This window comes from Gottfriedia luciferensis, from assembly GCF_001712755.1.
Taxonomy (GTDB): Bacteria; Bacillota; Bacilli; order Bacillales; family Bacillaceae_G; genus Gottfriedia; species Gottfriedia luciferensis_B.
Window position 1 is genome coordinate 177,921 of record NZ_MDKC01000033.1, and the last position, 19,959, is coordinate 197,879.

The 19,959-nt window shown below is 33.8% G+C and carries 13 protein-coding genes, 1 pseudogene and 1 riboswitch; of the genes and pseudogenes, 2 read left to right on the plus strand and 12 right to left on the minus strand.

The features are described from left to right. Window positions 1-58 precede the first annotated feature (58 nt). A complete protein-coding gene (locus tag BED47_RS17350) occupies window positions 59-637 on the plus strand; it encodes a metalloregulator ArsR/SmtB family transcription factor (protein WP_069034675.1) in 579 nt (192 codons plus the stop codon). Window positions 638-744: 107 nt separating this feature from the next. Here the strand turns inward: BED47_RS17350 and BED47_RS17355 are convergent. The 4 genes and pseudogenes from BED47_RS17355 to BED47_RS17370 all read right to left on the minus strand — a co-directional run. Further along, a pseudogene (locus BED47_RS17355) lies at window positions 745-1,503 on the minus strand (5'-methylthioadenosine/S-adenosylhomocysteine nucleosidase); the annotation flags it as partial. 272 nt (window positions 1,504-1,775) lie between these two features. Next, window positions 1,776-1,879, minus strand: a riboswitch (purine riboswitch). Window positions 1,880-2,045: 166 nt separating this feature from the next. Continuing rightward, window positions 2,046-3,008 (minus strand): NAD(P)H-dependent glycerol-3-phosphate dehydrogenase, encoded by a 963-nt coding sequence (locus BED47_RS17360; protein ID WP_069034676.1) that lies wholly within the window; start codon window positions 3,006-3,008, stop codon window positions 2,046-2,048. A gap of 619 nt (window positions 3,009-3,627) precedes the next feature. Next, window positions 3,628-4,611: a ketoacyl-ACP synthase III gene (locus BED47_RS17365; RefSeq protein ID WP_175403515.1), complete on the minus strand. Its 984-nt coding sequence runs from the start codon at window positions 4,609-4,611 to the stop codon at window positions 3,628-3,630. Window positions 4,612-4,783: 172 nt separating this feature from the next. Next, complete coding sequence (locus tag BED47_RS17370; RefSeq protein ID WP_069034677.1) at window positions 4,784-5,239, minus strand: GNAT family N-acetyltransferase; 456 nt, start codon at window positions 5,237-5,239, stop codon at window positions 4,784-4,786. A 176-nt stretch (window positions 5,240-5,415) separates the two neighbouring features. Here BED47_RS17370 and BED47_RS17375 point away from each other — a divergent pair, with 176 nt between their 5' ends. Further along, the gene (locus BED47_RS17375; protein ID WP_069034678.1) at window positions 5,416-6,537 is read left to right on the plus strand and encodes a GerAB/ArcD/ProY family transporter; all 1,122 of its coding nucleotides are present in this window, start codon (window positions 5,416-5,418) and stop codon (window positions 6,535-6,537) included. 73 nt (window positions 6,538-6,610) lie between these two features. Here the strand turns inward: BED47_RS17375 and BED47_RS24440 are convergent, their stop codons facing one another. From BED47_RS24440 to BED47_RS17420, 8 genes are all read right to left on the minus strand, one after another. Continuing rightward, the gene (locus BED47_RS24440) at window positions 6,611-10,153 is read right to left on the minus strand and encodes a S8 family serine peptidase (RefSeq protein WP_069034679.1); all 3,543 of its coding nucleotides are present in this window, start codon (window positions 10,151-10,153) and stop codon (window positions 6,611-6,613) included. Window positions 10,154-10,707: 554 nt separating this feature from the next. Next, entirely contained in the window at window positions 10,708-11,427 is a 720-nt protein-coding gene (locus tag BED47_RS17390) for a nucleotidyltransferase domain-containing protein (protein WP_069034681.1), read from the minus strand. A 296-nt stretch (window positions 11,428-11,723) separates the two neighbouring features. Then, window positions 11,724-12,275 (minus strand): NADPH-dependent FMN reductase, encoded by a 552-nt coding sequence (locus tag BED47_RS17395; protein ID WP_069034682.1) that lies wholly within the window; start codon window positions 12,273-12,275, stop codon window positions 11,724-11,726. Window positions 12,276-12,416: 141 nt separating this feature from the next. Then, entirely contained in the window at window positions 12,417-12,908 is a 492-nt protein-coding gene (locus BED47_RS17400) for a quercetin 2,3-dioxygenase (RefSeq protein ID WP_069034683.1), read from the minus strand. A 247-nt stretch (window positions 12,909-13,155) separates the two neighbouring features. Continuing rightward, on the minus strand, window positions 13,156-13,740 hold the full coding sequence (gene clpP / locus BED47_RS17405; RefSeq protein WP_069034684.1) for an ATP-dependent Clp endopeptidase proteolytic subunit ClpP: 585 nt from the start codon (window positions 13,738-13,740) through the stop codon (window positions 13,156-13,158). A 30-nt stretch (window positions 13,741-13,770) separates the two neighbouring features. Further along, window positions 13,771-14,490 (minus strand): sigma-70 family RNA polymerase sigma factor, encoded by a 720-nt coding sequence (locus BED47_RS17410; protein WP_069034685.1) that lies wholly within the window; start codon window positions 14,488-14,490, stop codon window positions 13,771-13,773. A gap of 277 nt (window positions 14,491-14,767) precedes the next feature. After that, complete coding sequence (locus tag BED47_RS17415) at window positions 14,768-15,400, minus strand: DUF6944 family repetitive protein (protein WP_069034686.1); 633 nt, start codon at window positions 15,398-15,400, stop codon at window positions 14,768-14,770. Between the two features lie 171 nt (window positions 15,401-15,571). Next, window positions 15,572-19,867 (minus strand): S8 family serine peptidase, encoded by a 4,296-nt coding sequence (locus tag BED47_RS17420; RefSeq protein WP_175403516.1) that lies wholly within the window; start codon window positions 19,865-19,867, stop codon window positions 15,572-15,574. Window positions 19,868-19,959: the final 92 nt, after the last annotated feature.

The following is a 19,959-nucleotide window of genomic DNA, read 5'->3' on the forward strand; positions in this document are numbered from 1 at the left end:
TACGAAACTAATTAGACTATTATCTAATTAGACAATTATAAAAGTAGGTGTATATTAAGTGCAATTAAGTAAAATTGTAGATTTCCATAAAGCTTTAGGTGATCTTACTCGTGTACGCATTATTGCTTTACTTCAGCAAGGTCATTTAAGTGGGCAAGAAATTGCCAATAAATTAAGTCTTAAGCCACCAACAATTACCCATCATATGTCAAAGCTTAGAGAAGTTGGTCTGATTAAAGAGCGCCGAGATAAAAATACAATCTATTTCTCTCTAAATACTAAAATTTTAGAAATGAATGCCAAAGCAATTTTTACAGTAGGAACAGGAGGAGATGCCAATATGGAAATGTCAGTTACTGAAAGTGAACGTTCAAGCATTATCAATAATTTCTTTACTAAGGAAGGCAAACTTAAAATATATCCTGCTCAGCGAAAGAAAAAGCTTGTCGCTTTAGCGCATATGATTAAAGGCCTAGAATTTGGTAGAGTTTATCAAGAAAAAGAAATTAATGAATATTTAAAGGAATTTCATGAAGATTACGCTACATTGAGACGAGAGCTCATTATGTGTCAATATATGTATCGCGAAAATAATCAGTATGAATTAAATCCAGTTGAATTATGGTGGTTAAAATAATTCGGTAAAAAAGAAGAGAGAAAGTAGCATTTAAGGATAAAAAAATCTATGAAAAGAGCATAAAAAAAGAAAAAGAGATATTTTAAAATATCTCTTTTTCTAAATAATTATTTACTTGGATTTGTAGAAATATATTTCTTAACTACTTCCATTACATACCCCTGACAAGCATCAGCTGTAGTTGGATCATATTTACCGCCATTTGTTTTATTGTTTGATAATACGCGAATTCCTAAGAAAGCTACATTATATGCTTGAGAGATTTGAGCTGCAGCTGCGCCTTCCATTTCTTCTACTGAAGTTCCGTATTTAGTATGGAACCATTTAATGCGATCAACTTCATTGTTCCAAACGTCTGCAGATCCGATTGTACCTTCTACAACCTTACCTTTCGTATATTTATTTTTCACTGCATTTGCAGCTGCTAATAAATCTTTATTTCCTTCATAAAAACGTGGTTTTTCAGCATTTGGATCTTCACCTGCACTACCTTCTGAAGCCATTAAGTCCATTGGTTTCCATTGAGTAGCATCAATTCCTTGATTTTCGTCTTTCGTTTCTGTTTTTAAAGAACCAATATTCGTTGTATTTTTACCTAATACGATATCAAAAACATTTAAATTTGGGTCATGACCACCAGATGTTCCTTGGTTAATAATTGCGATTGGTTTATATTTTTCAATTGCAATCGCTGTAGCAGCAGCAGTGTTTTCCATACCTTTACCTGTTTTTGCTACAATAACTGGATAATTATCTAAAGTACCTTTGTAAAATACAAAACTACCTGATTTTTCAATTTTTACATTTTTTAGCTGACTTGCAAACTTTTCAGCCTCAATTGGCATCGGTCCTTCAATAATAATTGGTTTAAGATGTTTAGTTTTTGCTTCTGCAGTGTTCGATTTAAAGTTATAACCTACAGATACAGAGATTAATAGTGTAGAAATGATTCCTAATACACCGTATTTTTTTAACAATGTCTTTTCCCCCTTGATGGTGATCACACTCGATGTTTTAGTCAAAAAAAATGGTCTAAAAAGTAGAACAATCTCTACCTTCTAGACCACGAAAGTTAAAGTATAGATCAGCAATAAATAAAATTTAATGCTACCCATCATGATTGGTTACAAAAAATAAAACCAAGTATACTTTAACCCGTAGTCTAGTTCTTTCATTGGGAACCAGGTAGAAACGCTCAGACCATATTACTGAGCATATACGAGTAATGTTTATGAATGATTACACTGCTAATATATCAAACTTGAAATATATTTTCAATACAAAACATGAACTTTTTTTATAAAATAAACAATAATGTTCGTATTTTAAAAGGAATATTAGATTTAACTTATATAAAACAATGGTTATGTTATTTTTTTCTAAAAAAACCGAAATGAAATTTCATTTTTTAGAATTCGAATTTTATTGGTCTTAAAATTAGCTCCTCTAAAGTGTCTTTCGCATTTTTATGTTCATACAGAATTTCAAACAATGCGTTACAAATCGGTAGCTCAACATTATACTGTTCAGAAAGTTCCTTTAAAGCCTTAATTGTAGAAACCCCTTCCGCTAATTTATCGAACGGTTTACCTTCAACAAATGCCTGTCCAAACTTTCGATTATGACTATGCGCTGAAAAGAGTGTCGCCTCATAGTCTCCTAAATGACTTAAACCGTAAATTGTTAAATCATTTCCCCCCATGGCTCTTATTAAACGAGAAATTTCCCTAGTACCTCTAGCCATCAATGAGCCTTTTAAACTACTATATTTCAATCCATCTAGCATTCCTGCAGCTATTCCCATCACATTTTTTGTTGCAGCTCCAATTTCATTACCAATTAAATCTTGGCCGTAATAAAATCGGATTAACTCGCTGTTAAATGCTTTAGCAATCTGTTTTGTTACTTCAATATTCTCCGAACCAATAACCATACAATTTGGTATATTTCTTATAAAATCCTGTACATGGCCAGGTCCTACCCAAACAGCTACATTGCTATTTTTCCCAACCTCTTCACGAAAGACTTGTGTTAGCCTTTTTCCAGTAGTAGATTCTATGCCCTTCATACAGAGGATAAAAGTTTTACCATGTATTTCATCATATTGACTTAAGCGGTTTGCAAATGTTCTTAGCTCCTGGGCACTAATTGAGATAATAATGACTTCGGCAAAGGATAATGCACCTTCTAAAGAGCTCGTTAACTCAATTCCATCTGGTAGGCTTAAATAGTCATTTTTTCTTGTCAGATTTAAGCCATTAAAATTTCTAGAGTTTTCTCTTCCCCATAGCATGACATTATGGTCAACTCGATTAGCATACCAAGCTAAAAAAGTTCCCCACCTACCGCAGCCTAAGACAGATACATTCATACATTACTCTTCCTTCCAAAATTTATTATCGAGTAAAAGGACTAAACAAAAAACGGAGAAGAAGTCTAATTAGGTAACCTATTAGACTTCTTCGGATTGCTGAAAAATTAGTCTCTTAATTAAAGTTGGTTGTTACTGGTGCCTGTTATGAGGAACCTTTTTGATTCTTTTTGCTGTTTTACTTACTCATGAACCACTCATGAGTAACCTATTTACTTCTTTTTGCTGTTTGACTTACTCATGAACCACTCATGAGTAACCTATTTGCTTCTTTTTGCTGTTTTACTTACTCATGAACCACTCATGAGTAACCTATTTGCTTCTTTTTGCTGTTTTACTTACTCATGAACCACCCATGAGTAACCTTTTTGCTTCTTTCTGCTGTTTTACTTACTCATGAACCACCCATGAGTAACCTTTTTGCTTCTTTTTGCTGTTTTACTTACTCATGAACCACTCATGAGTAACCTATTTACTTCTTTTTGCTGTTTTACTTACTCATGAACCACTCATGAGTAACCTATTTACTTCTTTTTGCTGTTTTACTAACTCATGGCTCCTTCCTGAGGAACTTATATTCATCTTCTCGGTATAAATGAGTTTTTGCTTAAAAGCTCTATTACAAAGTCCAATTAATAAGTAATCCTGCATGAGTTAATCCACCACCAAATCCATACAGTAAAACTTTATCTCCATGTTTAAGTTTTCCTTCCTTAACGCCCTTAACTAAAGATAATGGAATCGTTGCTGATGATGTATTTCCGCAATCTACTAAGCTATTTAATGTTTTATCGATTGGAAATTCACTTCTTTCGCAGATTGATTCAATCATTCTTAAATTTGCACTATGTGGAACAAACCAATCGACTTCATTTAATAAAGTGGATCCATTGTTTAGTACAGCTTGCATTCCTTTTGGTACTGTCGTAACTGCCCATTTGTATACTTCGCGTCCATTTTGAATGATATTATTATTATTAATTAGCTCTTCGCCAAACATTTGATTTGATAAATTTGTACAATATAAATGTTTGCCTTTTTCGCCTTCTGATCCTAGGTAAGAGGAAATAAAGCTAGGTTGTTCTTCATCATACTCTACTAAAGCTGCACCAGCGCCATCACCAAATAAAATGCAAGTAGTGCGATCTTCATAATCGGTTATTTTAGATAAAGTTTCAGCTCCGACTACTAGAATTTTTCGATTTAATCCGGATGTAATTAATCCATTTGCCATATACAAACCGTAAGTAAAACCTGCGCAAGCTGCATTTAAATCAATTGCCCCAGCATTTTTTATTCCAAGCTTTGCTTGGATAATTGAAGCAACACTTGGTGTTTTGTAGTCTGGAGTTAACGTACAAACGATAATCATATCAACATCTTCAACAGACTTATTGTATTTTTCCATCAAGTCTTTTACTGCCTTAAAGCTTATGTCACTTGTAAATTCATTTTCATTTGCAATTCTTCTCTCTTTTATGCCAGTTCGCTTTACAATCCATTCATCATTTGTTTCAACTATTTTTTCTAAATCCTTATTTGTTAATACTTTTTCTGGTACATATGAACCTATTGCAGTGATACGTGCTTTCGAATTTTGCATTATGGTCACCTCAGTCATATTTTTTAATATCTTTCCAATATTATATCACCAGATATTAATACTAGGTACTAATTTTATTTTAAAATTTTTTCATTCTTTTAATTTAGAGGGCTAATTAGTTGAGGATTAAACTAAATAAAGTTGCTACAACAGCAACTTTACTTAAAAAATATTACAATTCTAATGTCATAAAAACACTGTTAGGGTCTTCTTTATAATCAGCAAAAGGCTTACAATACTTAAATCCAAAGAGTTCATATAGTTTTTTTGCTGGATCGAATGCTTCCATTGAACCTGTTTCCAAACTTATTCTCTTGTAGCCTCTATTTTTCGCCTCTTCGATGATGTGTTGGAGCATGCGCCTTGCCACTCCTTTTCTTAAATGAGCTGAAGAAGTTCTCATTGATTTTACTTCTCCATGCAAAGGATCAAGTTCTTTTAGAGCCCCACATCCAACTAATTCACTATGTTCCCATACACTCCAGAATGTAATTTCCGGTTTCTTTAATCCTTCAAGATTTAAAGCATGTATGCTTTCAAGTGGAGAATGCTGTGTCATACCTTGTAGATGCTCACTAATTAACATAGCAACTTCATTTCCAGTTAAATCATCAACCTTAATATCCACGTAATGACATCCTCATTTCCTTATTTATAATTGCTATTATTATACTAAATTTTGATAAACTTCTAGCTAGTTTTTTAGTCAAAAAAAAATAACTTATTAACTCTTAAATAAAATAGAATTTTATGGAAAAAATAAACATCTAGAAGAAAAATTAGAAGTCAAAAGAAGGAATTCAAATGAATCGTAAATTAAATATAAGTGGTTTTCAATTCTTTTGTATGATTTTTATGTTTGGGGTCGGTGCTTCTCCACCACTTGAAATATTTGCTAGAGCTAAACAAGATGGATGGATTAGTTTATTGATCGGACTCATCTCAGCTTGTATAATTTTTGCTGTGTATATTAAGTTATATTCATTATTTCCTGAACTTCCCTTAACAAAATATATTCAAATTATTTTAGGGAAATATGTAGGGAAAATACTTGCATTACTATATATCTTATATTTTATTTATATTGCTGCACGTGCTTTACGTGATTTTGAGGATTTATTAACAATCACTTTATATAATGCTTCTTCTCTAATTTCTATTGGATTAATCATGGTGTTATTAATCATGTATGCTATTTCTAAAGGACTAGAAACATTCGCTCGTTCGTGTGAATTTATTTTTGTCATGATCATGTTTCTTACTGTTATATTTATAGGATTTGAAATCATTTCAAAATTAATAAAAATTGATAATTTAAGACCTGTTTTAGAAAATGGATGGACACCAGTATTAAAAGCGGCTTTCCCAATTTCTTTAACTATTCCCTTTGGTGAAATCGTTACATTTACAATGATTATGCCCCATTTAACTAAACAAAATTTAGCAATAAAAGTAGGAATACCAGCTTTACTATTTTCGGGTCTTGTATTAACTTTATTTGCAGTTTTAAATACTGCAATACTAGGCCCTTCCGTTATTGAAAGAACAACCTATCCACTTCTAACATCAGTTAGTTATATTAATATTGCCGATTTCATTCAAAGATTGGATACTTTCATAGTAGTAATTTCAGTATGCAATGCCTTTGTAAAAATTACAATTTACTTTTATTGTGCGGTATCTGGAGCAGCAGATTTATTTAATATAAAGAAAAGTGACCAACTAGTCTATCCTATTGGTATGATTACCGTTCTTACTTCCCTATGGGTCGCTTCTAGTTTTCTTGAGCACCATTTAGAAGGGATCCATTTAGTACCCTACTTGCTTCACATTCCACTTCAAATTATTATTCCGGTTAGTTTATTACTTGTTGTCCTAATTCAAGGTAAACTAAAAAGTAATAAAGACGACTTGAATTACAATTAACGAAAATTAAAAAGACAAAACAAAAGGCTTCAGTTTTCACTGAGCCTTTGTTTTTTATTTTGGTAATTTAGTATTATTGAGTAACCGTAATAGTTTTAGGCGTTGTTGTTACTTTAAAGCCATCTTTCGTAACAACATCTACTGTAACCGTATATGTGCCACTTGGAAGATCTTTTTCTGGTGCCCATTGTGTACTAAAAGTATGCTCATTTTCGAATGTAGATGAATCTACAAGATTTCCTTTAGCATCTTTAATATTAATTGTCCAGTCTACTCTGTTATAACCATATAGAGAAATTCTCGCAGGCTTAGATGCACTTACACCTGTAGATGGAGAAATACCCCAAGTTACCATTGCCATAGTTTGTTTATTATAACTTTGATCGCCCCATGTTGTCCAAGCATTGTTTCCAGCATAATCAAGAGATCTGATTACCATACCTTTTGGTTCTGTATTAACCGTTAGTTTCGTTACGCCCGGTCTAAGTTCATAAAATGTTCCATTTACATAAACATCAGCAAAGTTAAAGTCAGTTGCATTATCAGTCGCATTAAATGTAATATCATATTTACCGTTGTTTGGTGTTACTTTAATATCAGAAATTTTTGGTGCAACTGAGTCTACGATCATCGGCATTTTAACCGTTTGTGGTCTAGCGTTTGGATATGCTAATGTTGTTTTAATTACGTAATAGTAAGTACCATCGGGAACAAAATTCCCTGATGCGTCTTTCATATCCCATTGATATAAACTATATCCGTAATCCGCATTAAACATTATATTTTTATTAAATCTCCAAGGCTCACCAGTACCTGTGTATTCACTATAGTCACCTAGATATTTAAGTTGTTTTCCAGCAGAATCTTCAATAGAGACCTCGGCTTTTTCTAGGTTACGTAAAACCGCCATTCCTCCAAAGATACCCTTATCAATATAGTTTGGAGAGAATGCAATATGGTTAAGGTCAAAGCCTTTCCCATTGTATCCTAATGGTGCGCCTCCCTCTGTAGTATCATTCCAAAGTGCCGTATGACCTGCAAATGAATCCTTTTCCCAAGCTGGAGCATCAATGTTTCGTGGCTCATCCCATTTTCCATAGAAGCCCATATAAGGCATAGTTAACGGTACAGCTTTATCTTGGTCTTTTGCCACTGGTACAAGACGAACATATCCTTCAACAAAACTGTTTTTCTTTAATGAATCCGGTAATGATATATTAACAGTTAACATTTTTGATTGACCTGGTTTGATTTTCAATGTAGACCCTGTTTTATCTGTTACGATATTATCATTAACAGTGATCTTTGCTCCTTTAATTTGTTCACTTGATAAGGTTAAATAATCTTTTGAATCTAATTGGCCATCATGATCAAAATCAAATTGCTTTGTTTCTGTCTTATCTTTTAATAAATCAACATATACATTGTATTCAATATCCGCACTATTATTTTTCCCTTTAGGTGCATCAAAAGCATCTACGTTTAACTTAAAGCTTGTATTTTGTCCGATTTCTTTTAATGCTACTGAACCAGCTTGTTCCAAAGGAGCGTTTCGATTCGTCACAACAACTGGTGTATTAATGGCATTTTGAATTTGCATTAAACCAGACCCTTGAATACGTGGTGAATATGGAGCTTCATTATTTGTTCTTGGATCCATAATGACCTTAGATGTATTCATTAATGCAACTTTCGCTTTTAAAACTGTATCTTCTGAGTGTTGTAGCCCTTTTTCATAAAGTGATTGTAATACTAAAGCTGAACCACCTGCAACATGTGGCGTCGCCATCGATGTACCACTCATTACTTGATAACGATTTCCAGGTATTGTTGAATAAATATTTCCACCTGGAGCCGAAATTTCAGGTTTAAAATCTAATGTTGGAGTTGTACCCATTGATGAGAAATAAGACATCGTATCTTTAGCAGGATTATCTACCCAATAATCGCCGATATTTTTCATACTTAAATATTGACCAGTAGGCATTTTACTCATTTTATCTAATAATGCTTGACCGATCGATTTACCTGTTGAAGCAGTCGGTGTTGCAGAACCAGTTACTGGTAGAGTTGCATAATCAGGCGTGTTTGAAGATGGTATCATAATGATCGCCTTTGCTCCTGCAGCTTTTGCAGCAAATTGAATACTCGAGACAGTACTATATGAATTTAAAAGTTTAACTACGGCAATGTAATTCGTTTTTCCTTTTGGATAATCAGCCGCTGTTTTTCCTTCATTTACATATACCAAATCATAATTTGTATTCGGCAATAGATTATTAGATACATTAAATGCTTGTCCATATTGAGAATGATCTTTGAAAGGTACCGCTAGACTTCCATCCGAAATTGCATTCATATGAATTTTACTATTTTCATAGGAAGCAACCGATACTGCGAATGGACTCACTCCTGGTGATCCTACTGTTCCAATATCAGGATTTTCTGCAAATGGTTTTACTGTTGCAGGCGTTAAAAGAGCTTGTGAACTGAATGCTGAATTTCCAGCTGCTACTACAACTAATGTACCTTTTTCTGTCGCATTTCTGATTGCTTTTTGAATTGGATCATAATTTTCATCTACATAGCCTGCATCGCTACCTAAGCTCATGTTAATTACATCTGCACCCATTGTAACAGCATGCTCGATTCCTGCAATAATATCATCTTCATAAGCACCGCCACCATTATCAGAGAATACTTTTTCTGCTAATAACTGTACGCCTGGTGCGATACCAGCAACTCCACCTTTAGAATCATCACCGTTTGCTCCAATTGTTCCAGAAACGTGTGTACCATGCGAACTACCTTTTGGCCCAGGAATAACATCCGTATCATTGTCTGCCCAGTCATAGCCAGATGGTACTTTATCTGAATACCAAGTTTCATTTACATCTGTTGTTCCTGCAAACTGATCGAATTTATCCTTCGTCCATTTTTCTTTTGCTTTAGCATCATCTGATAGTGTCATATCTTTATGTTTCCAATCAATACCAGAATCTACAACACCTACTACTAGGCCTTCTCCCTTATAACCATATTGCTCCCATACCTTTTGAGCTTGTACTAATTCTTTACTTGCTGCCATCGTTTCGTGGAATGTTCTAGCTACTTGAACATGCTTAACACCAGGAATCGATTGGATATCTTTTAAATTTTTATATTCTGTTTCAATACTAAACCCATTAAAACCTTCAAAGTAACGGTGCTTTACTTTAAAAGCAGCATTTGAATTAGAATTTTTTTCTTTTGAGATTTCATCAATTACATTGTCTTGTTTTTGTTTAAACATTGCTTTTTTATGCTCAGGTGTCGCTTGCTCGCTATCAGCTGGCTCATCTACCTCAACAATTAAATGCACTTCATCATCTGGTTTAAACGTATTTGCAACATCTTGATTTGTAGCTTCTTGACTGTTGCCTTCTTTATATAATGAGTTTTCTTGAGATAAATCTAAATTATCCTTAGAAAATGTTCCATGTTCAAAACTAACATCAGTTGAATCAGTTTGAGATGTAATGTTATCGTTATCCGCAAAAGCCAATGAAGTAAAAAGTAATGATACTAAAGCAGTTGTAGACATAACTTTAAACGCTTTAAATTTTCCGTTTTTCATAACAACACTCCTACAATTTTATTCGTATTTACTTAAATCCACCTTGGATCGATAGAGTAATAGTTAAATATAATAACAAACTTAAGTTTTCCTATTCATCTGATTTTCGTGGTTGTTAATTAAATACATTCAAATTTTACATCCAACCCCAGTGAACGTGTATTGGGGGAATTCAACTTATTTCATTAACAAACTTTTTTATCAAATTCACATGCAACAATGTCTAATAGATATAAAAATATGTTATATCATGGAATAAATTATATTTTTTTGTCGGATTTTTTATATATTGGTCTGGAAAATAAAACTGAAAATTGGGGAAAATTAAATACAAAACGTATTTTTTTAGCAAAAATTCTATAACCTTGACGAAAAAAACAGGATAAATGACCTATCAAAAGTGGTATAAATGTCGAAAAATTTTGAATTTTTAACATAAGTAGGAACGCGATTATTAAAATAGGTACTCTTTGGCTTTTAAATTTTTCCAAAATAAAAAAGAGCCACAAATAGGACTCCTTTTCCTTAACTAACTTACGATTAAATTAAGAAACTTACATTTTTCCTAAAGAAAAACCTTCAAACAGCTTTCCTCCAAAAGGGTGCAAAACTTCATCAACTAATTTGATTATTCGGTCCTTTTCACCAGTCGTATAAAACGAATCAAAAGCTTCTACAAAACAGTTCGCGAAATCCTCATTATAATTTCTTAACGAGCGAACAAGCCATTTTGAAGAACCAATCCATTTACAATTTGTTCTTAAAACGAATTCACTTACTAGTTCGGCTATTGTATTAGCTATAAATAAATCTTCTGCTCTATTAGAGGAACCTATAAAATCATTTAGTGCATCCGTAATAAAATATCGCTTTATCTTGATCGTTTCCACTGTCCATCTTTCTGGTCCTTTATCTAATAATTCATTTGCTTCTTTTTTTATCTCCTCAATTATTCCTTCATCTTTTAAAATGAATCCCTCAGAAACCATCCTTGGTAGTGAAGGCCTAGCTCTCTTGTAATCACTTTCAAAAAAATGTTTATAGGAAGTTAGGTTGTGTACAAAAACTTCTATGTCCCATCCGAGTTCTTTTAACGACTCTCTATATGAAGAGTTAAGGCTTGCATCAAAAATAACGATATCAAGATCCGATGTTTCGGTTGCCTCACCTCGAACTACGCTACCCGCTAATAATGCCCCCTGACAGTTTGGAAAATACTTATGAATAAAATGTTTTGCCGCTTCAATATGGTCTAACTTATTTAAAAAACTCATTATTCATCACCCCATTTTTAAACAATGTCTAATTTAAGTATACTCGATATTTCAAAGGACAATTTTTTGATGTTGTTGTTAATCGCTTCCCAATCAAGTTATCAAAAAAATCCCTTGTGACAAACTGAGAAATCCGTCAAATTTAGCAAAAAAAAAAGAACACCTCCTGGAAAATCAGGAATTGCTCTTAACCTACTAAAATCAAACTTTTTGTCTACTGCTATAAGTACTTTTTGGTAGCTAAGTATTAAATACTATAAACGTTTTTTAATCGATTTTCAGATTAAAAACTTTTTTTATTTTCTTAAAACCTTCAATGCCCCACTCCAAGCAACAACCTGGTCAAGCATTAAATTAACATTATTTAGATGTAGATCCGCAGGTTTAAAGGTAGAGAAGTTCTCAAAATCTGTGAATATAGACAATGTTGGATGAACTTTCACATCAGCAATTAATAACTCACCACAGATTCCGCGTAAGTGTTCTGCTGCACGCGCACCACCAGTTGAACCATAACTTACGATTCCTGCTGCTTTGTTGTTCCAAGCTTCACGAGCTAAATCAAGTGCATTTTTTAACGCACCTGATATACTGTGATTATATTCAGATACTATAAATACAAATCCATCTAAGCTAGCAAGTTTTCCATTCCAAGCTGCAATTCCAGGCTCAGTTCCATCAGTTGTTCCAAAAAACGGTAATTGGTAATCAGCAATATCTACAATTTCATAATTCGCATCTCCACGTTTGTCCGCGATCCCTTTTACCCACTCTCCTACTTGTGGGCTTACTCGACCTTTGCGAGTGCTTCCTAGGATAATCCCGATATTTGAATTTTCGTTTGGCATTCGTTCTTCCTCCTTAAATTCCCTCTGATTTCTTTCAACTTAACACATTCTAGACTTCCCATAATTTACCTTTATTTAATTCAATAAGTTTTTATCCAAAAAAACTTAAATTTCGACCAAATTTAGTATCATGAAATTAAATTAGATAGTTGGGTAAGAAATTTTATATTTTTTTGACACCTCTATCAGCTTCTGAATTTTTTTAGCTGAAGGAGGATCTTCAGGTTTTTTGAATCCTTTATAAAATGGTTCAGATAGTTCTTTAACAAATTGGTCAAAACCTGATGGATAAGCAGTAACAATGAATTGTGTTTCTTCAGAACATACTTTAAATGTGTGGGGAATTCCTCGAGGAGCAAATACATAATCTCCAGCCTTTGCTAAAATTGTTTGATCCCCAATAAAAAAAGTAATTTCCCCTTCTAAGACATAAAATGTTTCATCTTCTAATTCATGTACGTGCAGAGGAGGTCCACCGTCTTTTTTACCATTGCAATGCAAGACACAAAAAGCCCCGTTTGTGTCTTCCCCACTTACTAATATGGAAGTAAAATCATTTAAAAAGAAGTAAGTGTTCTCTTCTGTAATACCTCGGTGCATAAAACCTGCTATACGTTTTTGTTCGAATGTCATTTTGATCTCCTTCATTGAGATTTACATAATTGAATTTAGTTTTTAGATTGAACTATTAACCTACTAACTAATGCTATTCATAGAAAATTAGCTTATACATTCTTTTTGAGAGAATAATAAATTTAAATTATTAGCACTTAACCTTGTCTTACAGTCCTCTTTTATTGAACAAACAATTTTATATGATAAAGTTTTTAAGCATGCAAAAAAGGCTAGCATCGCTAACCTTTTTCATTAGAAATAATATTTAATTATTAGGATACAGAATCTCATCAATGATTCCATATTCTTTCGCTTCTTCTGCACTCATAAAATAATCTCGATCTGTATCCTTTGCTACTTTCTCGACTGACTGTCCTGTTCGGTCAGAGATTATTTGATTAATATGCTCACGTAATTTTAAGATTCTTCGAGCAGATATTTCGATTTCTGTTGCCTGGCCCCTTGCTCCTCCTAATGGTTGATGAATCATAATTTCACTGTTCGGCAGTGCAAAACGTTTCCCTTTTGTTCCCGCCAGCAAAAGCATCGCACCAAAGGACGCTGCCATTCCCGTACAAATTGTTCTAACATCAGGCTTTATATATTGCATCGTATCATAAATCGCAAATCCTGCTGAAGTCGACCCACCAGGGCTATTTATATAAAGTGAAATTTCTTTATCAGGTGCATCTGCAGCTAAAAATAACAATTGTGCAACTACACTATTTGCTACGTGATCATTTATTTCATCACCGATAATAATAATTCGATCTTTTAACAAACGGGAATAAATATCATATGAACGTTCACCACGATTAGATTGTTCAATTACATAAGGAACTGTCGTCATTTAAAAATCCTCCTTAAAAGCGTTAATTGGCTATGCAGCCATGCAGAGAGTGCTTGAAGGAGTTTGAGTACGGGATGATTGGAAATTACCGAATATCATTTTAGGATTTTCAATAATACGATCAAAGGAAGGAAGCGCTTGAATTAAAACAGCAGGGTCTTGAACTTCTAAAGCTAAATGAAAAATTTCTTCAAGCTTCATCCGTTCTTCCTCATTCCAAAAATATTCAATAGAAAGGGATTGTTCCTCTTTGTTTGTTTTATCTAGACGCTTTTTTGCTCGATGCAGGCTAGATTTTATGGCTATTTCAGTCGTTCCTAAAATGTCTGCTATTTCCCTGGATTTATATTGAAATGCTTCTTTTAGAAAAAAGATAACCGCTTGTTTTGGAGTAAAATGTTTAAGTAAGAGCTCCACACTATTCATTTTATGATCAATCGGATGACTAGCTACATATTTAGAAAGTTCAAAATCAGGAGTTATCGTTTCTTCTTTTCTTTTTCGTAAAGTATCAATCCAATGGTTGTAAGCTATTTTATTTAATAAAGCCGAATTCATTTTTTCTTTATGATAATATTTTACTGCTTTAAAAAATGCTTCCTGTGCAATATCGTCACCATCCCATTCATTTTGGGCTAGAAACCGACAATAGCGTTGCAATTTAGGATAGTACTTCTGCCAATAAAATTCGTCAGTTGCTTCATCCTGTTCTTCCTTTTCTATGCTGTGAAGACTAAACTTACTAGACATTTATGTTCACTCCTTTATTAACACTCTCTAACCTATAAACGGAATAAGAGTATAAAAAGATACGGGGGTTAAAAAATTTTTTTTTATTTATTTTAATTTATGTAATAGAAATTAAAACTCTTCTATGTTATTTTATTTTTCAACTTTTAATGCATTTTAACATAATTAGGACGTTTTCTAACAACACAAAAAAGCAGAAACCACTTATCTCCGCTTCTGTCTAAATTTAAATTTAAGTTAAAACTTTAGGCTAACCTATTTATGAGAGACTTCAGTCCTACTCTCTTTCCACTGAGTTTGCTCCGATTTCTTCTTTTATTACTCCAATTACTGAAATAACAGATCCAATTGCTTGAATCCAGCTTCCTGTTGCAACCAATGTTTCAGATTCCGATATTGTATTACTTTTTTTGAAGTAATCCCCATAAAAGCCAAACTCTTTTTGCTTATTTTCATTTGCTATAATTTCTTGTAATGCTGCTGACCACCCTATTGCTTGCATGGTGTTTCCTATAATTTGTGTTAGTCCACCTACAATGTTTTCAGATTGTCCTGGGAAAGGAGTAGTTTCGATTGCTTCTCCAACATTAACCCCTAACCCTAAAGCTTGTAACAAGTTTCCTGCAACGAATAATTTGTAGGATGCTTCTTTTGAAATGTCAAAAACCAGCCCTGAAGTAACCGTAATATTCCCACTTGCTGTTATTTCTTTACCAACTGCCCTAAGTACGGTCCCCTCTGCTTCAGCATCAATACCATTTCCTGTAGCCTGCAAAACATTACCTATTAGACTTAGGTCATCACGAATACTACTTTTTATGTAGTTAGATGGGGTTGAACCAATTGCAGCTGTTATTGTTCCAATTGATACGATGACAGATCCTACTAATGCTTTTGACTCTCCTCCCAATTCAACCACCAACCTGCTAAAAGGAACCTTTAACGTAGTATTATGAATGAAGGTCTGATTGTGTGCCTATTAGTATAGTTTTAATTTAAAATTTCCTCTCTAAACTGGAATAAAAAAAAATCGGTAACGACATATTGTCGTCACCGATTTTACTATAAAACTTTTATTCAATTACTCTAAACCAAGATCAGTTAAAACATCATCTAAAGATTTACCTTTATACTTTTTAACTGCCTTAGGTGAGTTGTCGTCCCATGGATTTTGCATTGAGTAGTTATCTATTACATACTGCATATCTTTCTCATCAACTACACCATCATAGTTGATATCCGCATCACGCTTATTAGTTCCCCAATAAGTTTGAATGTAAAGAGCATCTTTTACATCAATGACATTATCTTTATTTACATCTCCACCTGGGATATAGCTATAATCAACCGGTTTAGATCCAGCTGTCACTTTACCGTCTTCTTTTATACCAACTGTAAAATCTTTTTTGAATGTGAAATGTCCAGGTACGTCAATTGATAAAGTGAAAGGCTTGTCCGTAATTGGTAATCTAGATGTAAAACCTTGTGGAGCAGTTACACTATAACCTAAAGGATCAGATACTCCATATTCTTTACCATCTGAATCTTTTACACTAATTTTTGAACCTGCTTTATTATAATCAATCTTCGTATTCATTATTGCATTCCCTAAATTATCAAATCCTGAAGCTAATCCTTCTGCTTGAACCGCGCCTCTCATTAGAGAATAAGTAGGAGTCACATAGAAATAAGGTTGAATGCCTTGAGTCGTAACTGTACTATTATCAACATTTGTATAAACAGCTTTAAAGAATCTAGATGTACCAGTTGGATCTTCTAACTGCATTGCTCCTTTGTAGTATTGGTCTTTTGCTTTGAAAGTCAAGTCTACTAAAGAAGTATCTCCAGCAATCCCCGTTGTTGCTAAGTCACCAGTTGCTGTTGCTGTAATCGTCATTACATTGTAAGTTTTATTAAAAGTTGTATTTGTATATTTAACATCTAATTTTCCATCATATGTTCCATGTGGCTTTACATTCGTAACGTCTAAGAACTTAGCTGGATATAAGAATGAGTATTCAGCTTTTTTAACTGGAGTTGCTATATTTTTAGTTGAGAATGTTACTGTTGTAGAATCTCCCATGTTGATTCGTTGTTTATCAGAAATTGCTGTAGTATAAGCAGTTCCTTTTTTAATAAAGTATACGTCTTTAAAGCTTCCATAATTTTCTACAGTTGATTTATCTCTGTCATAGAAATCATACTCAGTAATTGGTAAAGTATTTGGACCAGCTGTAGCCAATGGTATAGTAGAATTAAAGTTTCCATTTTCGTCTACTGGAATATTAATTTCAGCGGAGTTATTTGGATTATAATAATACATTTTATTTTCGCCTTGCGAAGCAGTAATACCAGCTGCTTGCATTTCAGCTATATTTTTATCAAATGCATTACCTGATACTGTAACAGTTTTATCAGATGCATTAGCAGTTTCTACAATTTGACCAGCTTCATAGTTCATCGTAACTTTAGGCTCTTTTTCACCATAGAAAATTGGAGCGTCTTTAGTGAAGGTTTCACCATTATCATTTGTACCAACCATTCTAATTTTCCATAGACCTGGTGTAACTTCATCAAAACCAAATCCAACAGGGTTGTCTGGATCTCCTGTTAAAGGACTATATTGCCCATTGTTTAACACACCTCTGAAATAATACTCAGTATTCTCATCTGCACCCATTCCATCTGCTGTACCAAGATAACCGATTTCTTCGTTTGTTTTTGGATCAACTAAGAAGAAATCAAATGTACGCATATGAGAATTTAGTTTAAAGTTAACGCCAACTGACCATTTTGTTGCATTACTTCCTGCTTCATATGGTAATGTAAAGGCTGCTGGATTACCAGTAACATAGTCAATTCCCTCTTTTACTGTATGAATAGCAAACGGAATTTTATATGTTTCATTAGGATTTGTTTGATTTGTATAGACTACATAACCTTCATATGTTCCAAGCTTCGCAGTTTTAGGAACATTAATTGTAGCATCCATATTCGTACTGCTATATCGTTTTACTTTGACAGATGATTTCACATCTAATGTAACACCGTTTGCAGCAGCATCTTGATCCGCTCTAGAATCATTAGTGAATCGTGCATCCAATGTTTGGAATTGAACCTTTACATCAAATGTTTTATCTTCAGAGCTCTTATTAAATATCGTCATTGAACGTGAATCTGAAAAATCCGTGCCTTCAACAGCTTGTTCGCCAAAGCTTAATGCACCAGTAATATTTTTAATTGTTTTGATTCCTTTACTAGCAAGCGTAATTGAATCATCAGTATTTTTAGCATTACTACTTAACGTTTTTGTCTGATCTTTCACTTGAATTTCTGTTTGTGCATGAACAGCTTTGTATGGATTTACAAGGCCTGCCCCTACTTCGTAAACACTATATTTATCATTTAACGGATCAGCTGAATTCATAAGAGATGCCTTAATATCTGCTGGTGTCATGTCTGGGTGAGCTTGTTTTAATAGTGCTGCTACTCCTGAAACGTTAGGTGTTGCCATCGATGTACCAGATAAGCGTTCATAAGCATATTTATAATCAGGTAATGGATTTCCATTATCATCTTTATGCATATATGAAGGTACAGTTGAGAATACAGAAACACCTGGTGCTGTTACTTCTGGTTTAATATCATATAGCACACGTGATGGACCTCTAGAGCTAAAATCTGCTAATTTATTACCTGTCGTTACAGTTTGGCTCATATCACCAAATGTAAAATCCAATGTCTTACCTTTATTGGCTTCATTTAAAGGTATTTTTATACTAATATTCATACCTTGTGCGCTATTTATTAAAAAGGTTGGTATATACCCATATACGTTACCTAAGAAAACATCTTGCAATGTATCTCCAGAAGTATTAATTAAAACTACAGCCTTAGCTCCATGTGATTTAGCTCTTTTAACAATTTCTTCTATACCTAGAGTACCTCGTTGAGCAAGTACAATCTTTCCAGTAACATCGACTGGTATTGTATAATTTCCATTTGCATCTCTTTTATAATAGGCAGTTTCCGCCCCAGTACCAACATTAACTATTTGATATGTTTTTCCTTGGAAATCTGCTATATTATCAGAAAGACCTTGAGCAGCCAATTTCAGATTAGCTGGCAAATCTCCAGTTGTTGATTTTGCTGTCGCTGTATAATTTGGAATCGTTGCTGAAGTATCACTTGCTCCAACTGTTATTGCCAAAGGAGCATTACCAGGTGCACCTAGTGAGTACATCTTGTTTCCAGAATTTCCCGCTGCAACTACTGCTGTTACCCCAGAAAGTACGGCATTATTTACTGCAATCGCTGTAGGAAATAATGGATCGTTGTAGTTTGCTCCAAGTGACATACTGATGATGTCCATACCATCTGTAACAGCTCTATCAATACCAGCTAAAATCGCTGAAGTTGAACCAGATCCATATGCCCCTAAAACACGGTAAGCATAAATATCAGCGTCAGGAGCAACTCCTGTTACTGCGTAATCTGCGTTGTTTTTACCTTGACCAGCAATAATTCCAGCTACATGTGTTCCATGCTCAGTGTAATAAGTCTCGCCATTCGTTTCAGGCATTCCGGACTTTTTCCAATCTGCATATGTTGTCTCCATTGGATCATTATCATTATCAACGAAATCATAACCGCCTTTAAAAGCGCCTTTTAAATCTGGGTGATTGTAATCAATCCCAGTATCAAGAATACCAATTTTTACACCTTTTCCTGTATATCCTTCTTGATGAAGTTTTTCTATTCCAGGGAATGTTACCATGTTATGAGTTGGACCTTGCTCCCCAGAATCTTGTACTTTAGTTGATGGATCATCTAGCTGAACTTGTAAATCACTCCATACTGCTTGAACAGCATTCGATTTAAGTAGTGATTTTACTTTATTAGCAGGGAGAGTCATTGAAACTCCATTAAATGCTTTCTTATATGAACGTTTTATTTTGTATGGGTTTTTCTTTTCTTTTAACTCTTTACTAAAAATCCCCTTTAAATCTTTATCAAACGTTTCGTGTGAAGCATCTACTTTTGCTTGTGCCTCCGCTTCAGAAACAGTTGTTCCTTGAGTTTCTGCTACCATCACTGCTGTTTGTGCAGGCTTGTCCTTAAATTCAACAATGACAGAAGTTGGCGCATCACTTGTTAAATCTAAATCTGGAGAAACTTGAAGTCCTTCTTTGTCACTAATTTTTAATTGTTTAATCGCCTCGCGTTGAGCTGGTGTTAGTGCTGATAAAACTTGTTCCACCTTTGATACTTGTTGTGCATGAACATTGTGTGTAATTGAAATCGGATTAAACACGCTAGTTACAAGACCTGTTGATATTGCCAAGGTCGTAACATTTTTCTTCATTTTCTTTTTCATCCCCATCTTCCTCTCTCTCTTGATAGTTTCATTATAGTGAGATTTGACAGGATTTTATTTTTCATAAATTTTATCAAACACAATTTTTTTTA

Excerpts from the sequence above, each read along its gene's own strand:
- BED47_RS17360 (WP_069034676.1), bottom strand. The coding sequence starts at position 3,008 with ATGAATGTATCTGTCTTAGGCTGCGGTAGGTGGGGAACTTTTTTAGCT.
- BED47_RS17365 (WP_175403515.1), bottom strand. The coding sequence starts at position 4,611 with ATGCAAAATTCGAAAGCACGTATCACTGCAATAGGTTCATATGTACCA.
- BED47_RS17375 (WP_069034678.1), top strand. The coding sequence starts at position 5,416 with ATGAATCGTAAATTAAATATAAGTGGTTTTCAATTCTTTTGTATGATT.
- BED47_RS24440 (WP_069034679.1), bottom strand. The coding sequence starts at position 10,153 with ATGAAAAACGGAAAATTTAAAGCGTTTAAAGTTATGTCTACAACTGCT.
- BED47_RS17390 (WP_069034681.1), bottom strand. The coding sequence starts at position 11,427 with ATGAGTTTTTTAAATAAGTTAGACCATATTGAAGCGGCAAAACATTTT.
- BED47_RS17395 (WP_069034682.1), bottom strand. The coding sequence starts at position 12,275 with ATGCCAAACGAAAATTCAAATATCGGGATTATCCTAGGAAGCACTCGC.
- BED47_RS17400 (WP_069034683.1), bottom strand. The coding sequence starts at position 12,908 with ATGACATTCGAACAAAAACGTATAGCAGGTTTTATGCACCGAGGTATT.
- clpP (WP_069034684.1), bottom strand. The coding sequence starts at position 13,740 with ATGACGACAGTTCCTTATGTAATTGAACAATCTAATCGTGGTGAACGT.
- BED47_RS17410 (WP_069034685.1), bottom strand. The coding sequence starts at position 14,490 with ATGTCTAGTAAGTTTAGTCTTCACAGCATAGAAAAGGAAGAACAGGAT.
- BED47_RS17420 (WP_175403516.1), bottom strand. The coding sequence starts at position 19,867 with ATGAAAAAGAAAATGAAGAAAAATGTTACGACCTTGGCAATATCAACA.